We start from the raw sequence: 18,075 nt of genomic DNA, 5'->3' as shown, positions 1-18,075 counted from the left end.
GAGGTGTTCGGCCGCACTCATCGCTCGGGAACCAGACGCCTGTAGAAGCGCGCCGGACGCTTGAGCAATTTGGGGGCTCCGCGCCCGGCGCGCTTGCCCAAACCGAACCCTGGGATTACAAATCCCATACCCGCAGACTCTCGTTATGAACGAGGGACCAGCGGAGGGCAGGTCAATGGAGGGCAAACCGTCGGAAATTCCCGGTTGTCTGCAGCACCAGTTTAGTCCCCATCCTAGGTGAGGCGACCGGTCTCGTCAGTCCTCCCCGCCTGATGTGTCGGCTGCCGCCGTTCGTAGAGCTTCAAGCAGCAGCCGTTCAGCCCAAAACGGCATCTCATCTGTACTCCAAGCGCGCCGCGAATCCGGCCAGACTTCATTAAAGACGGTCTCAGTCATGACCACCCAGGAAATGCGACCGCCGCTGCGGAGAAAGGTAGGTCCTTTGCTGGCGCTCTCCGCAAGACTGAGCACTTGATGGGGAGAACCTCGATGTCGAAACGTTTGCCCTGAATGGGCGGAAGGACGGGAGGTTTCATCGGCTTTCCTTTTCGTCTGTGCACACTTCAGGGCACGGCGGGGGCCCTGCTATGCGCGAAAAGGGAAAACGTTCAGATCATGAGGTCCGATAGCACAACCCGTCGAAATTGTCAGCGGACACTTCGCGGCTTCCATTCCCGGCTCACCGGAAACGTCAGGCTGATGTGTTGGCCTGGGCAGCGATGAACTGGAGCTGATTCAAAGAGCGCCCGTCCAGTCACCTCTTGTCGCATTGCGGACGACAACCAGTGCTCTGGATTCGGATAGCGGTTCCCCAGTCAGATTTGCGCAAAGCGCACCGCACGGCAGTAGAGGGCAGCATCTGGCGACGCCCGGTCTTCCCCGCTCTTTCGGCGTGGTTCCCCCAGAGGAAAGCTATCTTGACGAAAAAGGAAGCAAACCATGCTAAAAAGGAAACTAATCCTGATTAGTCACAAAGGGATACAGTGGTGAGCCCAACAGGATTCGAACCTGTGACCCACTGATTAAAAGTCAGTTGCTCTACCAACTGAGCTATGGGCCCAACACGAGGCGCTTCCTAGGGGGGGTGGCCGGTGGCGTCAAGCAGAAAAATGAACGCGCTGGCGGAATCATTTCTCCGGGCCTATATCGCAGCCATGATACAGCCCCCTGAAACCGGCCTGCCCTTTCTCAAGATGCACGGCCTTGGAAACGACTTCGTGGTTCTGGACCTGCGCGGTGGCCTGACGCGGCCCGACGCGGGCCTTGTCACGCGTATCGCGGACCGCAACCGGGGCGTCGGGTTCGACCAGCTGGCGGCGATCGAGGATTGCGCGGATGCCGATGCGCGGCTGGTCTTCTGGAATGCCGACGGCTCTTTCTCGGCGGCCTGCGGCAATGCGACGCGCTGCATCGCGCGCTGGCTGATGGACCAGCGCGGCGTCGCGGGACTGCGTCTGCGCACCGATCACGGCGTTCTGCTGGCCGAGGATGCCGGGGGCGGGCTGACCCGCGTGAACATGGGGCCGCCGGTGCTGGACTGGCGCGCGATCCCCTTGGCGCGCGAGGTCGATATCGACCACCTGCCCATCGCGGGCGATCCGGTCGCGACCGGGATGGGCAATCCGCATGTGACGTTTTTCGTCGATGACGCCGCCTCGGTCGATCTGGCGACCTTCGGCCCAGAGATGGAGCATCACCCGCTTTACCCGCAGCGCACCAATGTCGAGATCGTGCAGGTGCTGTCGCGCGACGCGATCCGCCTGCGGATCTGGGAACGCGGCACCGGGCCGACGCTGGCCTCGGGGTCGTGTTCCTGTGCTGCGGCGGTGGCCGCGGCGCGGCGCGGCCTGACGGATCGCCGCGTCCGGGTCGAGGTGCCGGGCGGTGTGCTGATGATCGACTGGCGCGAGGATGGCGTCTGGATGGAGGGGCCGACGGCCCTTGTCTTCGAGGGGCGCCTGACACCCGAATGGCTTGCCGCATGAGTGCACCGGTCTTTTCCACGCTCGGGTGCCGGCTGAACGCCTACGAGACCGAGGCCATGCGCGAGATGGCCGAGGCCGCCGGTCTGTCAGGCGCGGTCGTCGTCAACACCTGCGCCGTCACCGCCGAGGCCGTCCGCAAGGCCCGCCAGGAGATCCGCCGCCTGTCGCGCGAAAATCCGGGCGCGCCGGTGATCGTGACCGGCTGTGCCGCACAGACCGAGCCCGAGACCTTTGCCGCCATGCCCGAGGTCACCAAGGTCATCGGCAATCACGAGAAGATGCAGCCCGAGACCTGGGCGTCCCTGCGCGCCCCCGACCTGATTGGCCAGACGGAAAAGGTCGTCGTGGACGACATCATGTCGGTGCGCGAGACCGCGGGCCATCTGATCGACGGGTTCGGGCGGCACCGCGCCTATGTGCAGGTCCAGAACGGCTGCGACCACCGCTGCACCTTCTGCATCATCCCCTATGGGCGCGGCAATTCACGCTCGGTCCCGGCGGGCGTCGTGGTCGAGCAGATCAAGCGTCTGGTCGGGCGCGGCTTCAACGAGGTCGTGCTGACCGGGGTGGACCTGACCTCGTGGGGCGCGGACCTGCCCGGCACGCCGCGTCTGGGCGATCTGGTCATGCGGATCCTGCGGTTGGTGCCGGACCTGCCGAGGCTGCGGATTTCCTCGATCGATTCCATCGAGGCGGATGAGAACCTGATGCTGGCCATTGCGACCGAGAAGCGCCTGATGCCGCATCTGCACCTGTCGTTGCAGGCGGGCGACGACATGATCCTGAAGCGGATGAAGCGCCGCCATCTGCGCGACGATGCCATCGCCTTTTGCGACGAGGCGCGGCGGCTGCGCCCAGACATGGTCTTTGGCGCCGACATCATCGCCGGTTTCCCGACCGAGACCGAGGCGATGTTCGAGAATTCTCTGAACCTGGTCGAGGAATGCGGGCTGACCTTCCTGCATGTCTTCCCCTATTCGGCGCGCAAGGGCACACCCGCCGCCCGTATGCCCGCCGTTCCCGGCCCCGCCATCCGCGACCGCGCCGCGCGTTTGCGCGCGGCTGGCGATGCCGCTTTGCGCGCACATCTGGAGGCGCAGAGGGGCGCCACGCATCGCGTGCTGACCGAAGGGCCGCGCCTCGGCCGAACCGAGCAGTTCACTGAGGTCGCCTTTGCCGAGGATCAGCCCGAAGGTGCGTTGATGGAACTGCGCATCGTGGGGCATGACGGACAGCGCCTGACGGTCTGAGCCTTGCGCTGGCGGACTGGCCGGGCAGGGGGGCGCTGCCCCCCGTCCTGCGGACTCCCCCCGGGATATTTTCACCAAGGCAAAGGGGCGGGGTTGTGGCCCTCTGGACGGGCTTCTAGGCTTGACGCCAACGGGAGGAATGCGCGGATGGGAGTGATCGTCTACAGCCACGAGGCGGCGGCCGGGCATGCGACGCCCGAGGGGCATCCCGAGCAGGTGGCGCGCCATGCTGTCGTGATTGGGGCGCTCGAGGGGTTGGCGCTGGATCGGCGCGTTGCCGAGCCTTGTTCGGATGAGGAAGTGCTTCGCTGTCACCCGCCATCCTATCTGGCGGGCTTGCGCGAGGGGGCGCCCGTCGAAGGGGTGCGGATGCTGGATGCCGATACCTGGCAGTCGCCGGGCTCGTTGGAGGCGGCGTTGCGCGCCGTGGGCGGCGCTTGCGCGGCGGTGGATGCCGTTCTGGCGGGCGAGGCGCGCGCGGCCTTCGTCGCCATGCGTCCGCCGGGGCATCACGCCGAACGCGAGACCGCAATGGGGTTCTGTCTTTTCGGCACGGTGGCCATCGCCGCGAAGCGGGCGCTGGACCATCACGGTCTGACGCGTGTCGCGGTACTGGATTTCGATGTGCATCACGGCAATGGAACGCAGGATCTGCTGTGGAATGAGGCACGGGCGTTCTTCGTCTCGAGCCACCAGATGCCGCTTTATCCCGGCAGCGGGGCGGCCAGCGAGAGTGGCGCCCATGGGCAGGTGCTGAACATTCCGCTGCCCGAGGGCAGTGACGGTGCCTTGGCGCGGCGCGAATGGGCACACGCGCTGGAGGCGGTGGCTGCACATCGGCCTGAGCTGGTCCTGATCTCGGCCGGGTTCGATGCGCATGGTTCCGATCCTTTGGCCGGTCTGGACTGGGACGAGGAGGATTTCGCCCTGCTGACACGCGATATCTGCGACATGGCGGCGCGTTGTGGGGCACCGGTGGTATCCTGTCTGGAAGGTGGCTATGATCTGCCCGCCTTGGGCCGGTCTGTCCGTGCCCATGTGAAGACGCTGATGGAGGCCACTGGATGAGCGATATCAACACCCTCTCGTTCGAGGAGGCCATGCGCGAGCTTGAGGCCACGGTCGGCAAGCTGGAGACCGGCGAGGCCTCGCTGGAAGAATCCATCGCGCTGTACGAGCGCGGTGCCGCCCTGCGTGCCCATTGCGAGGCGCGCCTGCGCGAGGCCGAGGAGCGTGTCGAAAAGATCACCCTGGCCGCGAATGGCCAGCCAGTCGGCACGGACCCGGTCGAGGGATTGTGATGCAGGATCGGCTGGGCGCCGTGCAGGCGCAGGTTCAGGTCGCGCTGGACCATGCGATCGACGGATTGCCGGGCGGGGCCCTGGCCGATGCGATGCGCTATGCGGTGTCGGGCGGCAAGCGGCTGCGCGCCTTTCTGGTGATGGAATCGGCGCGGTTGCACGGGGTTGCCGATGAGGCCGCGCTGCCCGTCGCGGCGGCGGTCGAGGCGCTGCACGCCTATTCTCTCGTCCATGACGATCTGCCCGCGATGGATGACGACGATCTGCGGCGGGGGCAGCCCACCGTGCATGTGAAATGGTCCGAGGCGACGGCGATCCTTGCGGGCGATGCGTTGCAGACGCTGGCCTTCGGGCTGCTGGCCGATCCGGCGATTGGCGGGGCCGAGGCGCGGCTGCGGCTGGTCGCCTCGCTGGCGCGGGCTGCCGGGGCCGAGGGGATGGTCTGGGGTCAGGCGCTGGACATCGAGGCCGAGACCGCCCTGACACCACTGGACCTGGCGGCGGTGATGCGCCTTCAGGGCGGCAAGACGGGGGCCTTGATCCGGTTTGCCGCGACGGCCGGGCCTTTGATGGCGGGGGACGATCCCGCCGCGCTGGACCGCTACGCCGCCGAGATGGGGCTGGCCTTCCAGATCGCCGATGACATCCTCGATGTGACCGGGGACGAGGCGCGGACCGGCAAGCGCGTGGGCAAGGACGACGCGGCGGGCAAGGCGACCTTTGTTTCGCTGCTGGGACTCGAAGGCGCGCGCGCCGCGGCGCAGGACCACGTCACCGCCGCCGAGGCTGCCTTGGCGCAATATGGTGCGACAGCGGGGAACTTGCGCGCCCTGGCGCGCTTCGTTATCGAGCGCGACACCTGAAAACGCCCGCCCGGGAGGGGGCCAGCCATGACAGACCGACCCAAGACGCCGCTGCTGGACCGGGTGAGCCTGCCTTCGGACCTCAAGGACCTGAGCGACCGCGAACTGCGGCAACTGGCCGACGAGTTGCGGACCGAGACCATCAGCGCGGTCAGCGTGACCGGCGGGCATCTGGGCGCGGGGCTTGGCGTGGTCGAACTGACCGTGGCGCTGCATGCGGTCTTTGACACGCCGCGCGACAAGATCATCTGGGATGTCGGGCATCAATGCTATCCGCACAAGATCCTGACCGGGCGGCGCGACCGTATCCGGACGCTGCGTCAGGGTGGCGGGCTGGCGGGCTTCACCAAGCGCACCGAAAGCCCCTATGACCCGTTCGGGGCGGGCCATTCCTCGACCTCGATCTCGGCTGCGTTGGGTTTTGCGATGGCGCGCGAACTGGGCGGCGATCCGGGCGATGCGATCGCGGTGATCGGCGATGGCGCGCTGAGCGCGGGGATGGCCTACGAGGCGCTGAACAATGCCGGGGATCTGGGCAAGCGGCTGATCGTGATCCTGAACGACAACGAGATGTCGATCGCGCCTGCGGTCGGCGCCATGTCGTCCTATCTGACGCGGCTTTATACGGGCGGCCCGTTCCAGGAACTGAAGGCTGCGGCCAAGGGCGCGGTGGGCCTGTTGCCCGAGGCGTTGCAGGAAGGCGCGCGCCGCGCCAAGGAAATGCTGAAGGGCATGACCATCGGCGGAACCATGTTCGAGGAGCTGGGCTTTTCCTATGTCGGACCGGTTGACGGGCATGACATGGACCTGCTGCTGCCGCTTCTGCGGACCGTCAAGGCCCGCGCGACGGGGCCGGTCCTGATCCATGCGGTCACGAAAAAGGGCAAGGGTTACGCGCCTGCCGAAGAGGCCGCCGATCGCGGCCATGCGACCGGCAAGTTCGATGTGATCACCGGCGTTCAGGCCAAGGCGAAATCGAACGCGCCTAGCTATACCTCGGTGTTTGCGCAGGCCCTGATCGACGAGGCCAGCCGTGACGAGCGTATTCTGGCCGTGACCGCCGCCATGCCCGACGGGACCGGGCTTAAGCAGTTCGCGCAGCGTTTTCCGCGCCGCTGCTTTGATGTGGGTATCGCCGAGCAGCATGCCGTGACCTTCTGCGCCGGTCTGGCCGCAGGCGGCATGAAGCCCTTCTGCGCGATCTACTCGACCTTTCTGCAGCGGGGCTATGACCAGATCGTGCATGATGTCGCGGTCCAGAACCTGCCGGTGCGCTTTGCCATCGACCGCGCCGGGCTGGTGGGTCAGGACGGCCCGACCCATGCGGGCGCCTATGACATCGCCTTTCTTGCGAACCTGCCCGGCTTCGTCGTCATGGCCGCCGCGGACGAGGCCGAATTGATGCATATGGTGGCGACCGCCGCCGCCCATGACAGCGGTCCTATCGCCTTCCGCTTCCCGCGCGGCGAGGGGACCGGCGTGGACCTGCCCGAACGTGGTGAGGTATTGCCCATCGGCAAGGGTCGCATGATCGCCGAGGGCAAGGGCGTCGCCATCCTGTCCTTCGGCACGCGCCTGTCGGAAGTCATGGCCGCGCGAGAGTCGCTGTCGGCACGCGGCATCCAGCCGACCGTTGCGGATGCCCGCTTTGCCAAGCCGCTGGACCGCGACCTTATCCTCGACCTGGCGGCGCGCCATGACGCGCTGATCACGATCGAAGAGGGCGCTGTCGGCGGCTTTGGCAGCCATGTCGCGCAATTGCTGGCCGATGAGGGGGTGTTCGACCGGGGCCTGCGCTTCCGCTCGATGGTGCTGCCCGACAGCTTCGTCGATCACGACGCGCCGGTCGCGATGTATGACACCTCGCAGCTGAATGCCCAGCACATCGTCGAAAAGGTGCTGTCTGTCCTTGGTGTGGAGGCGCTGGAGACAAAGCGCGCCTGATTTCATTGGTAACTTCGCACGAGCGCGGCGGCGATCAGCGTCCAGCCATCCACCGCGACGAAGAATGCCAGTTTGAAGGGCAGCGACACCACCACTGGCGGCAGCATCATCATGCCCATCGACATCAGCACTGCCGAGACCACCAGATCGATGATCAGGAAGGGCAGGGCGATCAGAAAGCCGATTTCGAAGGCGCGCTGGATCTCGGACAGCATGAACGAGGGGACAAGGACCGAAAGCCGGTCCTCGGCTCCGCCCTGTCCGGGCGCGATCTCGGCCAGTCCGGCGAGGGTCGCGGGGTTGGTACGCGCCATCATGAACTGGCGGAATGGCTCGATCCCGCGGGTGAAGGCGTCGGCGATGCCGATCTCGCCGGCCTGAAGCGGTTGCCCGGCCACCTGCCACGCGTCCCGCAGGACCGGGTCCATGATGAACCACGTCAGAAACAGCGCGAGGCTGATGATCAGCATGTTGGGCGGCGCTTGCTGCAGTCCGATGGATTGCCGCAGGATCGACAGGACGGTGACGATGAAGGGAAAGGCCGTCACCATGATCGCAAGGGCAGGCGCAAGCGACAGTGCCGTCAGCGCCAGCAGCAGCAGGACGGCGTTCTGACCCAGTCCCGTGCCCAAGCCCTCGGCCAGTCCGGCGCTCAGATCCTGCGCTGCCGCAGTGCCGGGGATCAGCAGCGCCAGCAGCAGGAAGGCCGATCTCATGCCAGCCCCGTCGTGCCGAGAATGCGGACGCACAGCCTGTCGTCGCCGCTTTCGTCGCCGGTCAACTCGCCTCGGGCGATGACCTTGTCGCCGACGCAGATCTCGACCCCGTCCTCGATCGGCTGATCCAACATCAGCACGTCGTCGGGCTTCATGCGCGCCAGCTCGGCGACCGTGCGGCGGGTGCGGCCAAGGCGGATCGTGATCTCGACCTGGATGCCATCGGTGTCGATCAGGCTTCTCAATGCGTCCATGATGCGGTCTCCTGGGTGATCTCGGCGATGAGGGCTGCGATTTCGGACGCGGTCTGATCGGGGTCCAGCTCGATCCGCCCGCCTTCCAGCGCGATGACCACCTGCGCCGATTGACTTGGGCCAATCTCGATCGCGTCGAGGCCGTGGCGGTCCAGCAACTCGCGGACCATCGCCGTCAGGCCCGGTCCGCACGAGATGCGGGCACGCAGGGGTGTCGCGCGATCGGCCAGCCGCGCCAGTTCGGCGGCCAGCGCCTGTTCGAGGCGGTGCGAGACGCCCGCAGGCGCCATCGCGTCAAGGATCTGCGACAGCAGTGGCAGCAGCAGGGCGACAGCCTCGGTCCGCAATCCGGCGCGACGCGCCTCGTCATCGGCAAGGCTGGCCGCGAGCATCGCGATCGCCTGGGACAATTCCGCCAGCTGCGCCTCGCGCGCTTCGGCCTGTCCTGCGCCGTAGCCGTCCATATAGGCCTGATCGACCGCGTCGCGGGAAAAGACCTGCTCGCCCGGTGTGATCTGCTCGGGCTGCCGAGAGAAGGATTCCAGTTTGAACATGGCAAGGCTCAATTCGCTTTCTCCTTTTCCGCGATCCAGCCGGCGAGGATCTTGACGCTTTCCTCGTGTCGTTCGCGCATCATCCCGCGCAGCCGCGAAACCGGATCGGCGGGCGGCAGTTGCAGCGGGTCGGCGGACATGGGCTGCATCGGTTCGATCTGCATCGGGCTGGGGCTGAACTGCACATCGTCGGCCATCATCCCGCCAAGCGGCGCGAGGAACGGCGGGCTGTCATCCAGCTGCAGCAGACGCGGCGCCTCGGGCTCGGGGCGGTTCCGCAGCATCGGGCGCAGCAGCAGCAGAAAGGCGGCCAGCAAGAACACCCCGATCAGCACCAGCCGAGCCAGGTTGTCCAGGTTGAGGCGATCGATCAGCGAGGGGCGTGCAAGCGTTCCCTCTTGGCCAAGCGCCACGAAGGGCAGCGACTTGACGGTGATCTGGTCGCCCCGGGCCTCGTCATAACCCACGGCCGAGGCCACCAATTCGCGCAGCACCTGAAGCTCCGGCTCGGGGCGCGGGACAAAGACCGTCTCGCCCTGGGCATTGATCTGGGCCGCGCCATTGACCAGAACGGCAACCGTCATGCGACGCGTCGCCCCCGGCTGGCGCGAGACTTCGCGCGTCACACGGCTGACTTCGAAATTCTGCTGCTGCCGGTTTTCCTGCCGCGCGCTCTGGCTGTTGTCGCCCGGTTGCTGCTGGGTGTCAGGCAGATTCGAGGCCGCCGTGACCGCCCCCGCGCCCGTCGAGTTGCTCTGATCCGAGGTCTCCTCGGTCACCTGAGAGATCATCGCGCGCTGTTCGGGATCGAAGCGCTGTTCGGTCAGCAGCTCGGTCTCGGTCACCAGGTCGAGGTTCAGCTCGACGATGGCGTTGCCGATGCCGACATGGGGTTCCAGGATCCGCTCGACATTGCGCTTGATCTCTGCCGCGCGGTCAGCGCCGGACTGATCCTCGCCGGTGGCGACGATGCCGCGCTGCGTGTCGATCACCGTCACGCGGTCGGGCTGCATGCCAGGCACGCCGGACGAGACGAGATATTTCAGCGCCGCCGCCTGTTCGCGGGTGATCGTCCCGCCCGAGGTCGTCAGCGTGACCGAGGCGCTGCCATTCTGGTCGCGCCGATAGCCGCGCCCGCTTTCGACCGCCAGATGGACCCGCGCGGCCTGCACATTCGGCAAGGCCAGGATCGTGCGCGCCAGTTCGCCCTCTTTCGCGCGCCAATAGGCTGCGTCGAACATCTGCGAGGTCGTGCCGAAGCCAGTCATGCCGTCCAGCAACTCGTAGCCCGTGCTGCTGGCGGCGGGCAGTCCCTGGGCGGCCAGATCCATCCGCAGCCGGTCTCGCTGCGTCGCCTCGACCCAGATCGCATCGCCGCGCACCTCATAGGGCACGCCTGCGCGCTCGATCCCGGCGATCACCTCGCCGGCCTGGGCCGAATCGAGCCCGCCATAGATCAGCGCCATGCCGGGCCGGTTCACCAGCCAGGCGAACGAGGCGACCGCCATGAAGGCCGCCGCGAATGCTGCCACCAGAAGCAGCCTTTGTTGCGAGCTTCGCTCGCTCCAGTAGTCCTGCAGTTTTTGCAAAACCCATCCTCTCGAATCAGCACGTTCTGTCTGTCTCAGCCTTCATGGCATGGCCGGGCTTAAGAATTGGTTAGTCGCAACTTGGTATTCCGGTCCCATCAGGACGGAGAATCACCATGGCCGACGCCATCGCCCAACCCGAGGACAACCCGCCGCGATCGCGCGGCATGCTGCTTGCCATCATCGCGGCGCTGGCTCTTGGCGGGGGCGGCTTCGGCTCGACCTTCCTCGGGTTCTGGTCGCCCTCGGATCTGCTTCATCGCGAGCCCACGCCGGCCAAAGCCGCCATCCCGGCGGTCGAGTTCGTCAATGTCCCGCCCGTCGAGGTGATCGTGCCTGGCCCGAACAGCCGTACGCTGATCGTGCAGGCCGCCATCGAGACCGATGCCGCCCATCGCGCGCAGGTCGAGCATCTGATGCCGCGCATCTCGGACCTGTTCACGACCTTTCTCTCGGGCGTCGATCCGGCGGCCTATCAGCGGCGCGGCGTGCTGGAGGTGATCCGCGCCGAACTTGTTACGCGCACCCGCCTCGTGCTGGGCGAAGAACCCGTGCGCGACCTTCTCATCACGGAGTTCCGCTTCAAATGAGCATTGATCATCTTCTTCAGGGGGGCCTTCTCTTTGCCTGCCTCGGGCTTGCGGTCTTCTGCGTCACGCTGGCGCGCAGGCTGCGCCGTCTGAACGATCTGGAAACCGGGCTGGGCGGCGCTATCGCCGTCATGGCCGTCGAGGTCGACCGCGTTGAAAAGGCCATCCGTGCCGCCCGCGAAGAGGCCACATCCGCTAGCCGATCGCTGGCCGACGAGGTTGCCGCCGCGCGCCGTGAACGCGCCTTGTGGGATCTGCGGCAGAAGATCGCCGCCGCCGCGATGGCGCCCGCGGATCCGGTGCCACCCTCACCCGCACCCGCCGGCGAGACCGAGCTGCTGCTGCGGCGCCGCCGCAAGCGTCAGGAGGTGAGCCATGGCTAGGCGCATCCTTCCCGTTCTGGCGCTGGTCTTTGCGGCGCCGGTTGCCGTCGCCATGGCCGCCCGGTTCGAGGTCCGTGACCTCTTTGCCGCTGTCGCCGCCCAGGACGAATTGCTCAGCGGTTGCGGCGATGTCCCCGAGGCCGTTGCCCTTGCCGGCGAATTGCGCGACCGCGCCCTGAGGATCGAGCGCTACATGCAGGCGCTCGACGCCCGCAAGGCCGATATCGCTGCGGCAGAGGCCACGTTGCGCGAAAGGCTGGTCGAATTGCGCAGCCAGCAGAACGGCACGCGGTCGCGCCGCGACGGGGCCACCGCCGCGATCCGCGACGACATCCAGCGCCTGATTGCGGTCTACGACCAGATGAAACCGGCCGAGGCCGCTGCGATCCTGACCAACCTGCCGCCCGATTTCGCGGCCGAGATCCTGATGCGCGTGCAGCCCGCGACCGGGGCACGCATCATCGCCGCTGTCGAGCCGGCCCAGGCCGCGCTGCTGACTGCGCAAATGGGCGCACGCAGCGTCAGAAACCGCTAGAGGGGCCAGACATGTTCGGTATCGTCGGTATCGTCTTCACCATCGCCATGGTCTTCGGGGGCTACCTGCTGGCAGGCGGCAAGATGGGGGTGATCCTGCACGCCCTGCCTTTCGAGATGATGATGATCATGGGTGCCGCGATCGGTGCCTATCTGCTGGGAAATGACAGCCATGTGCTGAAGACGACGCTGTCCAGCATCGTGCGTGCCTTCAAGGGGCCGAAATGGACCGCGCAGGACCATCAGGACGTGCTGTGCCTGCTGTTTCAGCTGCTCAAGCTGGCGCGCGAGAACCCCGTCGGCCTGGAACAGCATATCGAGAACCCCGAAGAATCGTCGATCTTTTCGGCCTATCCCAGGCTGGCGGCGGATCATGATGTCGCATCGCTGATCGCGGACACGCTGCGCTCGGCCAGCCTGAACTACGACGATCCCTATCAGGTCGAGGACATGCTGTCGCGCCGCATCGCCGCCCTGCGCGAGGAAGAGATGCATGTGCCCCACGCCCTGCAGAACATGGCCGACGCCTTGCCCGCCCTGGGGATCGTCGCAGCCGTTCTGGGCGTGATCAAGACGATGAGTTCGATCGACCAGCCGCCACCGGTGCTGGGCAAGATGATCGGCGGGGCGCTGGTCGGCACGTTCCTGGGGGTTTTCCTGTCCTACGGGTTCGTCGGACCGCTGGCGAACCGGCTTGGGTCGGTCGTCAAGCAGGACATGGGCTTTTACGATGTGATCAAGTCCGTCCTTGTCGCGGGCCTGCACCAGCACGCGACCACGCTCTGTGTCGAGGTGGGCCGGCAGGCTGTCCCGGAACATTGCCGTCCCAGCTTCGACACGCTGGAGACTGCCCTGCGCGACCTCAAGAGGGCCGCATGATCGCGCCCTCGGCCGCCCTGCTGCTGACGCTTGCCCTATCGGCCGCTGCCCCCGCGCCCGAAGCGACCGACCCGCTGGAGACATTCATCGCGGACGCGACCGGCTGGCTGCTCGAACAGGGCAGGCTGCCCTCGGATTATCGGCTGCGCCTCTTGGCGATGGAGCCCGCGGACAGGGTCGCTGCATTGGCGCACCTGCGCCGGATGGGCCTGCTGACCGGGGCCGCATGGCCCGTCGGCGACCTGCTGCGGCCCGCCACACCAGCCAGAAAGGCAGATGAATGACGCCGGTCGCTGCGATCTCGCGCAAGTCGAACAAACTTCTGGACGCGCCGCTTCTGATCACGGGGGGGCTTGTCCTCGTCGTCATCTCGCTGGTGGTGCCCTTGCCCGCCTCGGCGCTGGATGCCGGGATCGCGCTGTCCATCGCCACGGCGACCTTGGTGCTGGTGATGGCCTCGCTGGTTGACAAGCCAACGGATTTCCAGGCTTTTCCGGTCCTGCTTCTGGTCAGTCTGGTGATCAGGCTGTCGCTGAACGTCTCTTCGACCAGGCTGATCCTGACTGAGGGGCATAACGGCACCCAGGCCGCCGGGCAGGTGATCAACGGTTTCGCGAAATTCGTGGCGGGGGGCTCGATCCTCGTGGGACTGACGGTGTTTGCCGTGATATCCGTGGTGAACTTCATGGTCATCACCAAGGGCTCGGGCCGCATGGCCGAAGTCGCCGCGCGTTTCGCGCTGGATTCGCTGCCGGGCAAGCAGCTGGCGATCGACGGCGATCTGAATGCGGGCGCGATCGACCATCAGGAGGCCAAGCGTCGCCGCGCGCAAGAGCAGCGCGAGATCAGCTTTTTCGGCTCTCTCGACGGTGCGTCGAAATTCGTCAAGGGCGATGCGATCGCGGGTATCGTGATCACGTTGATCAACCTGCTGGTCGGGCTGGGCGTCGGCATCTTCGTACATGGCATGCCCGTGGCCGAGGCCGCCTCGACCTATTCGCACCTGACCATCGGCGACGGTCTGGTCAGCCAGATCCCCGCGCTGATCACCTCGATGGCGGCGGCGCTGCTGCTGTCGCGCGGTGGCGCGACCGAGACGACCGCGCATCTTCTGTCGCACGAATTTGCGCGCAATTGGCGCCCCGCGGCGATGGTCGCGGCTGCGCTGGTGGTGATCGGGCTCGTGCCCGGCATGCCCAAACCGATCTTTTTCGTACTGGCCTCGATCTTTGCGGCTGTCGCCTGGGCGATCTGGCATCGCGCCGCCCAAGGTCTGGCCGACGATGATGCTTCGCCCGAGACTGAACCTGCCAGCCGCCCGGCCGCAAGGATCGGCGATGTGCTGGACACCGACGAGATCAGCGTCGAGATCGGCACCGACCTGGTCCTTGCCGCGCTGGATCAGGCCCGGGGGCTGGGCAGCCGGATCACCAATCTGCGCATCCATGTTGCCCGCAGCTACGGGCTTATCCTGCCCGATGTCCGCATCACCGATACCGACGACCTGCTGCCGGGCGATTACCAGATCCGGGTCCAGGGGGTCGTGCGTGGCCGTGGCAGCCTGCGCCACGACCAGATCCTCGCGCTTGGGGGGGAACAGCTTCTTGCGCAGCTTGGCGGGATGGCCGTCCGCGAGCCGGTCTATTCCAGCCCCGCGCGCTGGATCGCCGCCGACAATCAGGAGGAGGCGGCCTTGCTGGGCGCGACCGTCGTCACGCCGATGGAGGTTCTGTCGACCCACCTGATGGAGGTGGTCAAGTCGAACCTTTCGGCGCTGATGAACCTCTCGGCGCTGCAACGCCAGATCGAGGAGCTGAAAAGCCTGTCGGACCCCGTCCGCGCCGAACGCTATCGGAAGTATTTCGACAGCACGATCCCCGACAAGGTCGCGCCTGAAACGCTGTTGGCGATCCTGAGGGCGCTTCTGGACGAACGGATCTCGATCCGGACCCTGCCGATGATCGTCGATGCGGTCAGCGAATTCCGCAGCATCGAACAGCCCGAGATGGTCTATGAACTGGTTCGCAAGCGCCTGCGCGCCCAGATCACGCAGCAATTCGCGGATGATGCCGGCCGGATCGCGGCGCTGCAGTTGCATCCCGGATGGGAGGCCGAGTTCGTGCGCGCCGATGCCGAAACCGGCCGCCCTGGCAGCGGCGCCATGACGCCCGCCCTTTCGGCGCGGCTGCTCGAGGCGACGCGCAAGGCACTGGCCTCGGTCGATCCGGCCGAGCGCTGCGTCGTCGTCGCGCCCGATCATCGCAGACGCATGGTGCGCGCGGTGCTGGGGGCCAATGGGTTGGGGGTGCCTGTGCTGGGTCTAGAAGAGGTCGATCCCGGCGCCGAATTGCGCCTGCTGGCCACGATCGAGGCCGCCGCATGATGCAGCAGGTCCTTGCCGCCATCCCGCAGATCGATTGGACCCTGGTCCTTGTCTATGCGCGGGTGCAGGCTTGCATCCTGATCCTGCCTGCCTTGGGCGAACGCATGCTGCCAGCGCGGCTGCGTGTGGCATTGGCTTTGGCGGTCACGCCTCTTCTGGGTGATCTGGTGCCCGCGCGCACCATCCCCGACGGGCCCTTGCCAATCCTGATCGACATCGCCTCGCAGATGGCGATCGGGTTCATGACGGGCGCCTTCCTGCGCCTGCTGGCGCTGGCGCTTGACGTGGCGACCACGGCGATTGCAGCGACGGCCTCGCTGTCGCAGATCATGGGTATACAGAACGAGACCTCGCCCCATCCGGTCGGCAACCTGATCCAGCTTGCGGCGCTAGCGGTGCTGATGGCGCTTGGCTTGCCGGTGATGATCATCGAATTGCTTGCCGACAGCCTCAGGATCTGGCCGCCCGGCGCCTTTCCCGATGCGGACTACGTGCTGAGCAACGGGGCACGGATCGTCGCCGACAGCTTCTGGCTGGCGATGATGCTGGCCGCGCCCTTCACGGTCGGCGGCTTTCTCTTTCAGGCGCTGTCCGGGGTCATCAACCGGGTCATGCCCAGCCTGCCGGTGATCTTTATCGGGGCTCCGATCTCGATCCTGCTTGCGCTGGTCGCGCTTGCCATTCTGGCGCCGCTGCTGATCTCGATCTGGGCGGACAGGGTTCTGGGCTTCATGCTGCCGGTGACGCCATGAGTGACGACAAGGACGACAAGCCGTTCGACCCGACCGAGCAAAAGCTGCAAAAGGCGCGCGAAAAGGGCGATGTTCCCCGCTCGACCGAGCTGATGACAGCGGCAATGTATCTGGGCGCCTGGGTTTCTTTTGCAATGATCGCTGGCTTTGCGGTGAGGCAATGGCTTGGCATGGCCTCACGGGCGATGGGCGCCGAGGGCTGGCCGGTCGGCGGCGTCTTCAGGTTGGGCCAGACGCTGGCACAGCATGCGGGACTGGCCTTCGTCGTCCTGGCCTGCGTGCCGCTGATGGCCATCGTCGCCAGCGTGTTCGTCCAGCGGGGTTGGGCCTTCTCGGTGCAGAAACTCGCTTTCGACTTCAACCGGATCAACCCGGTCAAGAATGCCGGGCAGAAATTCGGCGCTTCGGGCCTTGTGACCTTCGGGATCTCGGTGGGCAAGGCGGTGCTGGTTTGCCTTGGCGGCTGGTTCCTGTTCGCCTCGCTTCTGGACCGGATTGGCGCCTCGGCGATGACGGGCGAGGCCTGGACCTGGACCCTGGGCGACATGCTGGGGCGCGTGCTGCTGCTGGGGCTGGCGGTCTCGGCGCTGTTCACGGTGCCCGATGTCGCGTGGAAGTGGTTCGATCACCGCCGCAAGAACCGCATGAGCCGCAAGGATATGCAGGACGAGATGAAGGATTCCGAGGGGGATCCCCATATGAAGGCCGCGCGCCGGCAGCGCGCCGTCGATCTGGCGATGAAGCAGATGCTGGCCGATGTCGCGCAGGCGGATGTCGTGATCGTCAACCCGACCCATTATGCGGTCGCTCTGCAATGGCAGCGCGGCTCGGGGCGCGCGCCGGTCTGCGTGGCCAAGGGCACGGACGAGATCGCCGCACGAATCCGCGAAAAGGCACGCGAAAACAACGTGCCGATCTGGTCCGATCCACCCTGCGCGCGGGCGATCCATGCCACAGTGCGCGTCGGCGACGAGGTCCGGCGCGAGCATTTCGCCGCCGTCGCCGCCGCGATCCGCTTTGCCGAAAAGATGCGCGCCAAGGCGAGGCGCGCGTGGTGAGGCCGGCCATGTTGATCGCGTTGGAGCGTGTCGCGCGGCTGCGTGCCGAGCAGGAGTTGAAGAAGCTGGCCGCCTTTCGTCTGCATGTGATGGCCGCGCATGAACAGGTCGAGGCGTCGCGTGCCGCGATGGCCCAAAGCTACGCCGCCGAGGCCCCTCTGAGCGTGGCAGAGGCGCGGATGGCGAATGCTCAGGCCGGGCGTGCCGCACGCGATCTGGCGCGGGCACAGGCCGAACTGGCGCGGATGCAGCCCCGCTTTGAACAGATGCGCGAGCGCGCGGGCCGGGAATTCGGCCGGGCCGAGGTTCTGTCCGAGATGGCCGAGAACGCGCTGAGCGCGGCGCGGCAGCGCCGGGAAAGGGGGCAGATGATTGAATGAGATGGCTTTGCCGTGGGGCGGTAGCGCGGTGCAACCTCGGTTTTCGGGTCTCAGCCGCTGCTCGGCCACGATTGGATTGTCGGGGACAGCCCGAGAGGTGGTCCGGTTGATCTGACCAGTTGCCGGGCATTTTCTAAGTGGTTTTCCGCCTCGGTTACGCCGCTGCCGCTTTCTGCATCGGCTGATTGAAGTAGGCCTGATCGGGAGTTCTTCCGTCAAGCGATGAATGCGGGCGGCGGCTGTTGTAGAAGCCAAGATATCGGCTGATCCCGGCGCGGGCTTCTGAGACGCTGGTATAGGCCCGCAGATAGACCTCCTCATATTTGATGGTCCGCCACAGTCTCTCGACGAAGACATTATCGCGCCAGGCCCCTTTCCCATCCATGCTGATCTTGATTTGGCGGGCGGCCAGCACCTTGATGAGGTCGCTCGAGGTGAACTGGCTGCCCTGATCGGTATTGAAGATCTCGGGCGTGCCGTGACGTGCGAGCGCCTCCTCCACAGCTTCTATGCAGAAGTCGGCCTCCAGCGTGATCGACACCCGCCATGCCAGGACGCGCCGCGTGAACCAGTCCAGCATGGCAGCCAGATAGATGAAGCCCCGCGCCATCGGAATGTAGGTGATGTCCATCGCCCAGACCTGATTGGGCCGGCTGGGGG

General features: G+C 66.2%; 20 protein-coding genes, 1 tRNA gene and 1 pseudogene. 16 read left to right on the top strand and 6 right to left on the bottom strand.

Annotated features, from left to right (window positions below; all coding sequences use genetic code 11):
• Positions 1-149, top strand: a pseudogene (locus tag ACTZWU_RS16295) (IS3 family transposase); the annotation flags it as partial.
• A gap of 835 nt (positions 150-984) precedes the next feature.
• Here the strand turns inward: ACTZWU_RS16295 and ACTZWU_RS16290 are convergent.
• Positions 985-1,060: transfer RNA gene (locus ACTZWU_RS16290), tRNA-Lys, on the bottom strand.
• Between the two features lie 94 nt (positions 1,061-1,154).
• On the opposite strand from ACTZWU_RS16290, the gene dapF reads away from it, so the two are divergent.
• The 6 genes from dapF to dxs all read left to right on the top strand — a co-directional run bounded on the left by dapF (position 1,155) and on the right by dxs (position 7,343).
• Entirely contained in the window at positions 1,155-1,985 is an 831-nt protein-coding gene (gene dapF / locus ACTZWU_RS16285) for a diaminopimelate epimerase (protein WP_444738418.1), read from the top strand.
• Positions 1,982-3,235 (top strand): tRNA (N(6)-L-threonylcarbamoyladenosine(37)-C(2))-methylthiotransferase MtaB, encoded by a 1,254-nt coding sequence (gene mtaB / locus ACTZWU_RS16280; protein WP_444738417.1) that lies wholly within the window; start codon positions 1,982-1,984, stop codon positions 3,233-3,235. Before dapF ends, mtaB begins: the two co-directional genes overlap by 4 nt.
• Before the next feature lie 147 nt (positions 3,236-3,382).
• The gene (locus ACTZWU_RS16275) at positions 3,383-4,303 is read left to right on the top strand and encodes a histone deacetylase family protein (protein ID WP_444738416.1); all 921 of its coding nucleotides are present in this window, start codon (positions 3,383-3,385) and stop codon (positions 4,301-4,303) included.
• Positions 4,300-4,536 carry an exodeoxyribonuclease VII small subunit gene (locus ACTZWU_RS16270; RefSeq protein WP_444738415.1) on the top strand — a complete coding sequence of 79 codons (237 nt, stop codon included), beginning with the start codon at positions 4,300-4,302 and terminating at the stop codon, positions 4,534-4,536. The genes ACTZWU_RS16275 and ACTZWU_RS16270 overlap by 4 nt, the downstream gene beginning before the upstream one ends.
• Positions 4,536-5,399, top strand: coding sequence for a polyprenyl synthetase family protein (locus ACTZWU_RS16265; RefSeq protein WP_444738414.1), 864 nt, complete (start codon positions 4,536-4,538; stop codon positions 5,397-5,399). Before ACTZWU_RS16270 ends, ACTZWU_RS16265 begins: the two co-directional genes overlap by 1 nt.
• Before the next feature lie 27 nt (positions 5,400-5,426).
• Positions 5,427-7,343: a 1-deoxy-D-xylulose-5-phosphate synthase gene (gene dxs / locus ACTZWU_RS16260; RefSeq protein ID WP_444738413.1), complete on the top strand. Its 1,917-nt coding sequence runs from the start codon at positions 5,427-5,429 to the stop codon at positions 7,341-7,343.
• 2 nt (positions 7,344-7,345) lie between these two features.
• On the opposite strand, the gene fliP is transcribed toward dxs, so the two are convergent.
• From fliP to fliF, 4 genes are read right to left on the bottom strand one after another with little or no spacing between them, the layout of a single operon-like run.
• Positions 7,346-8,059, bottom strand: coding sequence for a flagellar type III secretion system pore protein FliP (fliP, locus tag ACTZWU_RS16255; protein ID WP_444738412.1), 714 nt, complete (start codon positions 8,057-8,059; stop codon positions 7,346-7,348).
• A complete protein-coding gene (locus tag ACTZWU_RS16250) occupies positions 8,056-8,313 on the bottom strand; it encodes a FliM/FliN family flagellar motor switch protein (protein WP_444738411.1) in 258 nt (85 codons plus the stop codon). Before ACTZWU_RS16250 ends, fliP begins: the two co-directional genes overlap by 4 nt.
• A complete protein-coding gene (locus ACTZWU_RS16245; protein WP_444738410.1) occupies positions 8,301-8,867 on the bottom strand; it encodes a hypothetical protein in 567 nt (188 codons plus the stop codon). The genes ACTZWU_RS16250 and ACTZWU_RS16245 overlap by 13 nt, the downstream gene beginning before the upstream one ends.
• An 8-nt stretch (positions 8,868-8,875) precedes the next feature.
• Positions 8,876-10,456 carry a flagellar basal-body MS-ring/collar protein FliF gene (gene fliF / locus ACTZWU_RS16240; RefSeq protein WP_444738409.1) on the bottom strand — a complete coding sequence of 527 codons (1,581 nt, stop codon included), beginning with the start codon at positions 10,454-10,456 and terminating at the stop codon, positions 8,876-8,878.
• Between the two features lie 116 nt (positions 10,457-10,572).
• Between fliF and ACTZWU_RS16235 the strand changes: the two genes are divergently transcribed.
• From ACTZWU_RS16235 to ACTZWU_RS16195, 9 genes are read left to right on the top strand one after another with little or no spacing between them, the layout of a single operon-like run.
• The gene (locus tag ACTZWU_RS16235; RefSeq protein WP_444738408.1) at positions 10,573-11,046 is read left to right on the top strand and encodes a flagellar basal body-associated FliL family protein; all 474 of its coding nucleotides are present in this window, start codon (positions 10,573-10,575) and stop codon (positions 11,044-11,046) included.
• Positions 11,043-11,429 (top strand): hypothetical protein, encoded by a 387-nt coding sequence (locus ACTZWU_RS16230; RefSeq protein WP_444738407.1) that lies wholly within the window; start codon positions 11,043-11,045, stop codon positions 11,427-11,429. The genes ACTZWU_RS16235 and ACTZWU_RS16230 overlap by 4 nt, the downstream gene beginning before the upstream one ends.
• Entirely contained in the window at positions 11,422-11,964 is a 543-nt protein-coding gene (locus tag ACTZWU_RS16225; protein WP_444738406.1) for a MotE family protein, read from the top strand. The genes ACTZWU_RS16230 and ACTZWU_RS16225 overlap by 8 nt, the downstream gene beginning before the upstream one ends.
• Positions 11,965-11,975: 11 nt before the next feature.
• The gene (motA, locus tag ACTZWU_RS16220) at positions 11,976-12,842 is read left to right on the top strand and encodes a flagellar motor stator protein MotA (RefSeq protein WP_444738405.1); all 867 of its coding nucleotides are present in this window, start codon (positions 11,976-11,978) and stop codon (positions 12,840-12,842) included.
• Positions 12,839-13,126: a hypothetical protein gene (locus ACTZWU_RS16215; RefSeq protein WP_444738404.1), complete on the top strand. Its 288-nt coding sequence runs from the start codon at positions 12,839-12,841 to the stop codon at positions 13,124-13,126. Before motA ends, ACTZWU_RS16215 begins: the two co-directional genes overlap by 4 nt.
• Positions 13,123-15,225: a flagellar biosynthesis protein FlhA gene (locus tag ACTZWU_RS16210; RefSeq protein WP_444738403.1), complete on the top strand. Its 2,103-nt coding sequence runs from the start codon at positions 13,123-13,125 to the stop codon at positions 15,223-15,225. Before ACTZWU_RS16215 ends, ACTZWU_RS16210 begins: the two co-directional genes overlap by 4 nt.
• Positions 15,222-15,977 carry a flagellar biosynthetic protein FliR gene (locus tag ACTZWU_RS16205; RefSeq protein ID WP_444738402.1) on the top strand — a complete coding sequence of 252 codons (756 nt, stop codon included), beginning with the start codon at positions 15,222-15,224 and terminating at the stop codon, positions 15,975-15,977. The genes ACTZWU_RS16210 and ACTZWU_RS16205 overlap by 4 nt, the downstream gene beginning before the upstream one ends.
• A complete protein-coding gene (flhB, locus tag ACTZWU_RS16200; RefSeq protein WP_444738401.1) occupies positions 15,974-17,035 on the top strand; it encodes a flagellar type III secretion system protein FlhB in 1,062 nt (353 codons plus the stop codon). The genes ACTZWU_RS16205 and flhB overlap by 4 nt, the downstream gene beginning before the upstream one ends.
• Positions 17,036-17,043: 8 nt before the next feature.
• Entirely contained in the window at positions 17,044-17,415 is a 372-nt protein-coding gene (locus ACTZWU_RS16195; protein WP_444738400.1) for a hypothetical protein, read from the top strand.
• Positions 17,416-17,569: 154 nt separating this feature from the next.
• On the opposite strand, the gene ACTZWU_RS16190 is transcribed toward ACTZWU_RS16195, so the two are convergent.
• On the bottom strand, positions 17,570-18,075 hold a 506-nt coding region (locus ACTZWU_RS16190), incomplete at its 5' end, for an IS3 family transposase (protein ID WP_444738399.1).

The organism is Paracoccus sp. NSM (genome assembly GCF_052379855.1).
In the GTDB taxonomy this organism is placed as follows: Bacteria; Pseudomonadota; Alphaproteobacteria; order Rhodobacterales; family Rhodobacteraceae; genus Paracoccus.
Note: the sequence above shows the minus strand (reverse complement) of the source record. Positions and strands in the feature narration are given on the sequence as shown.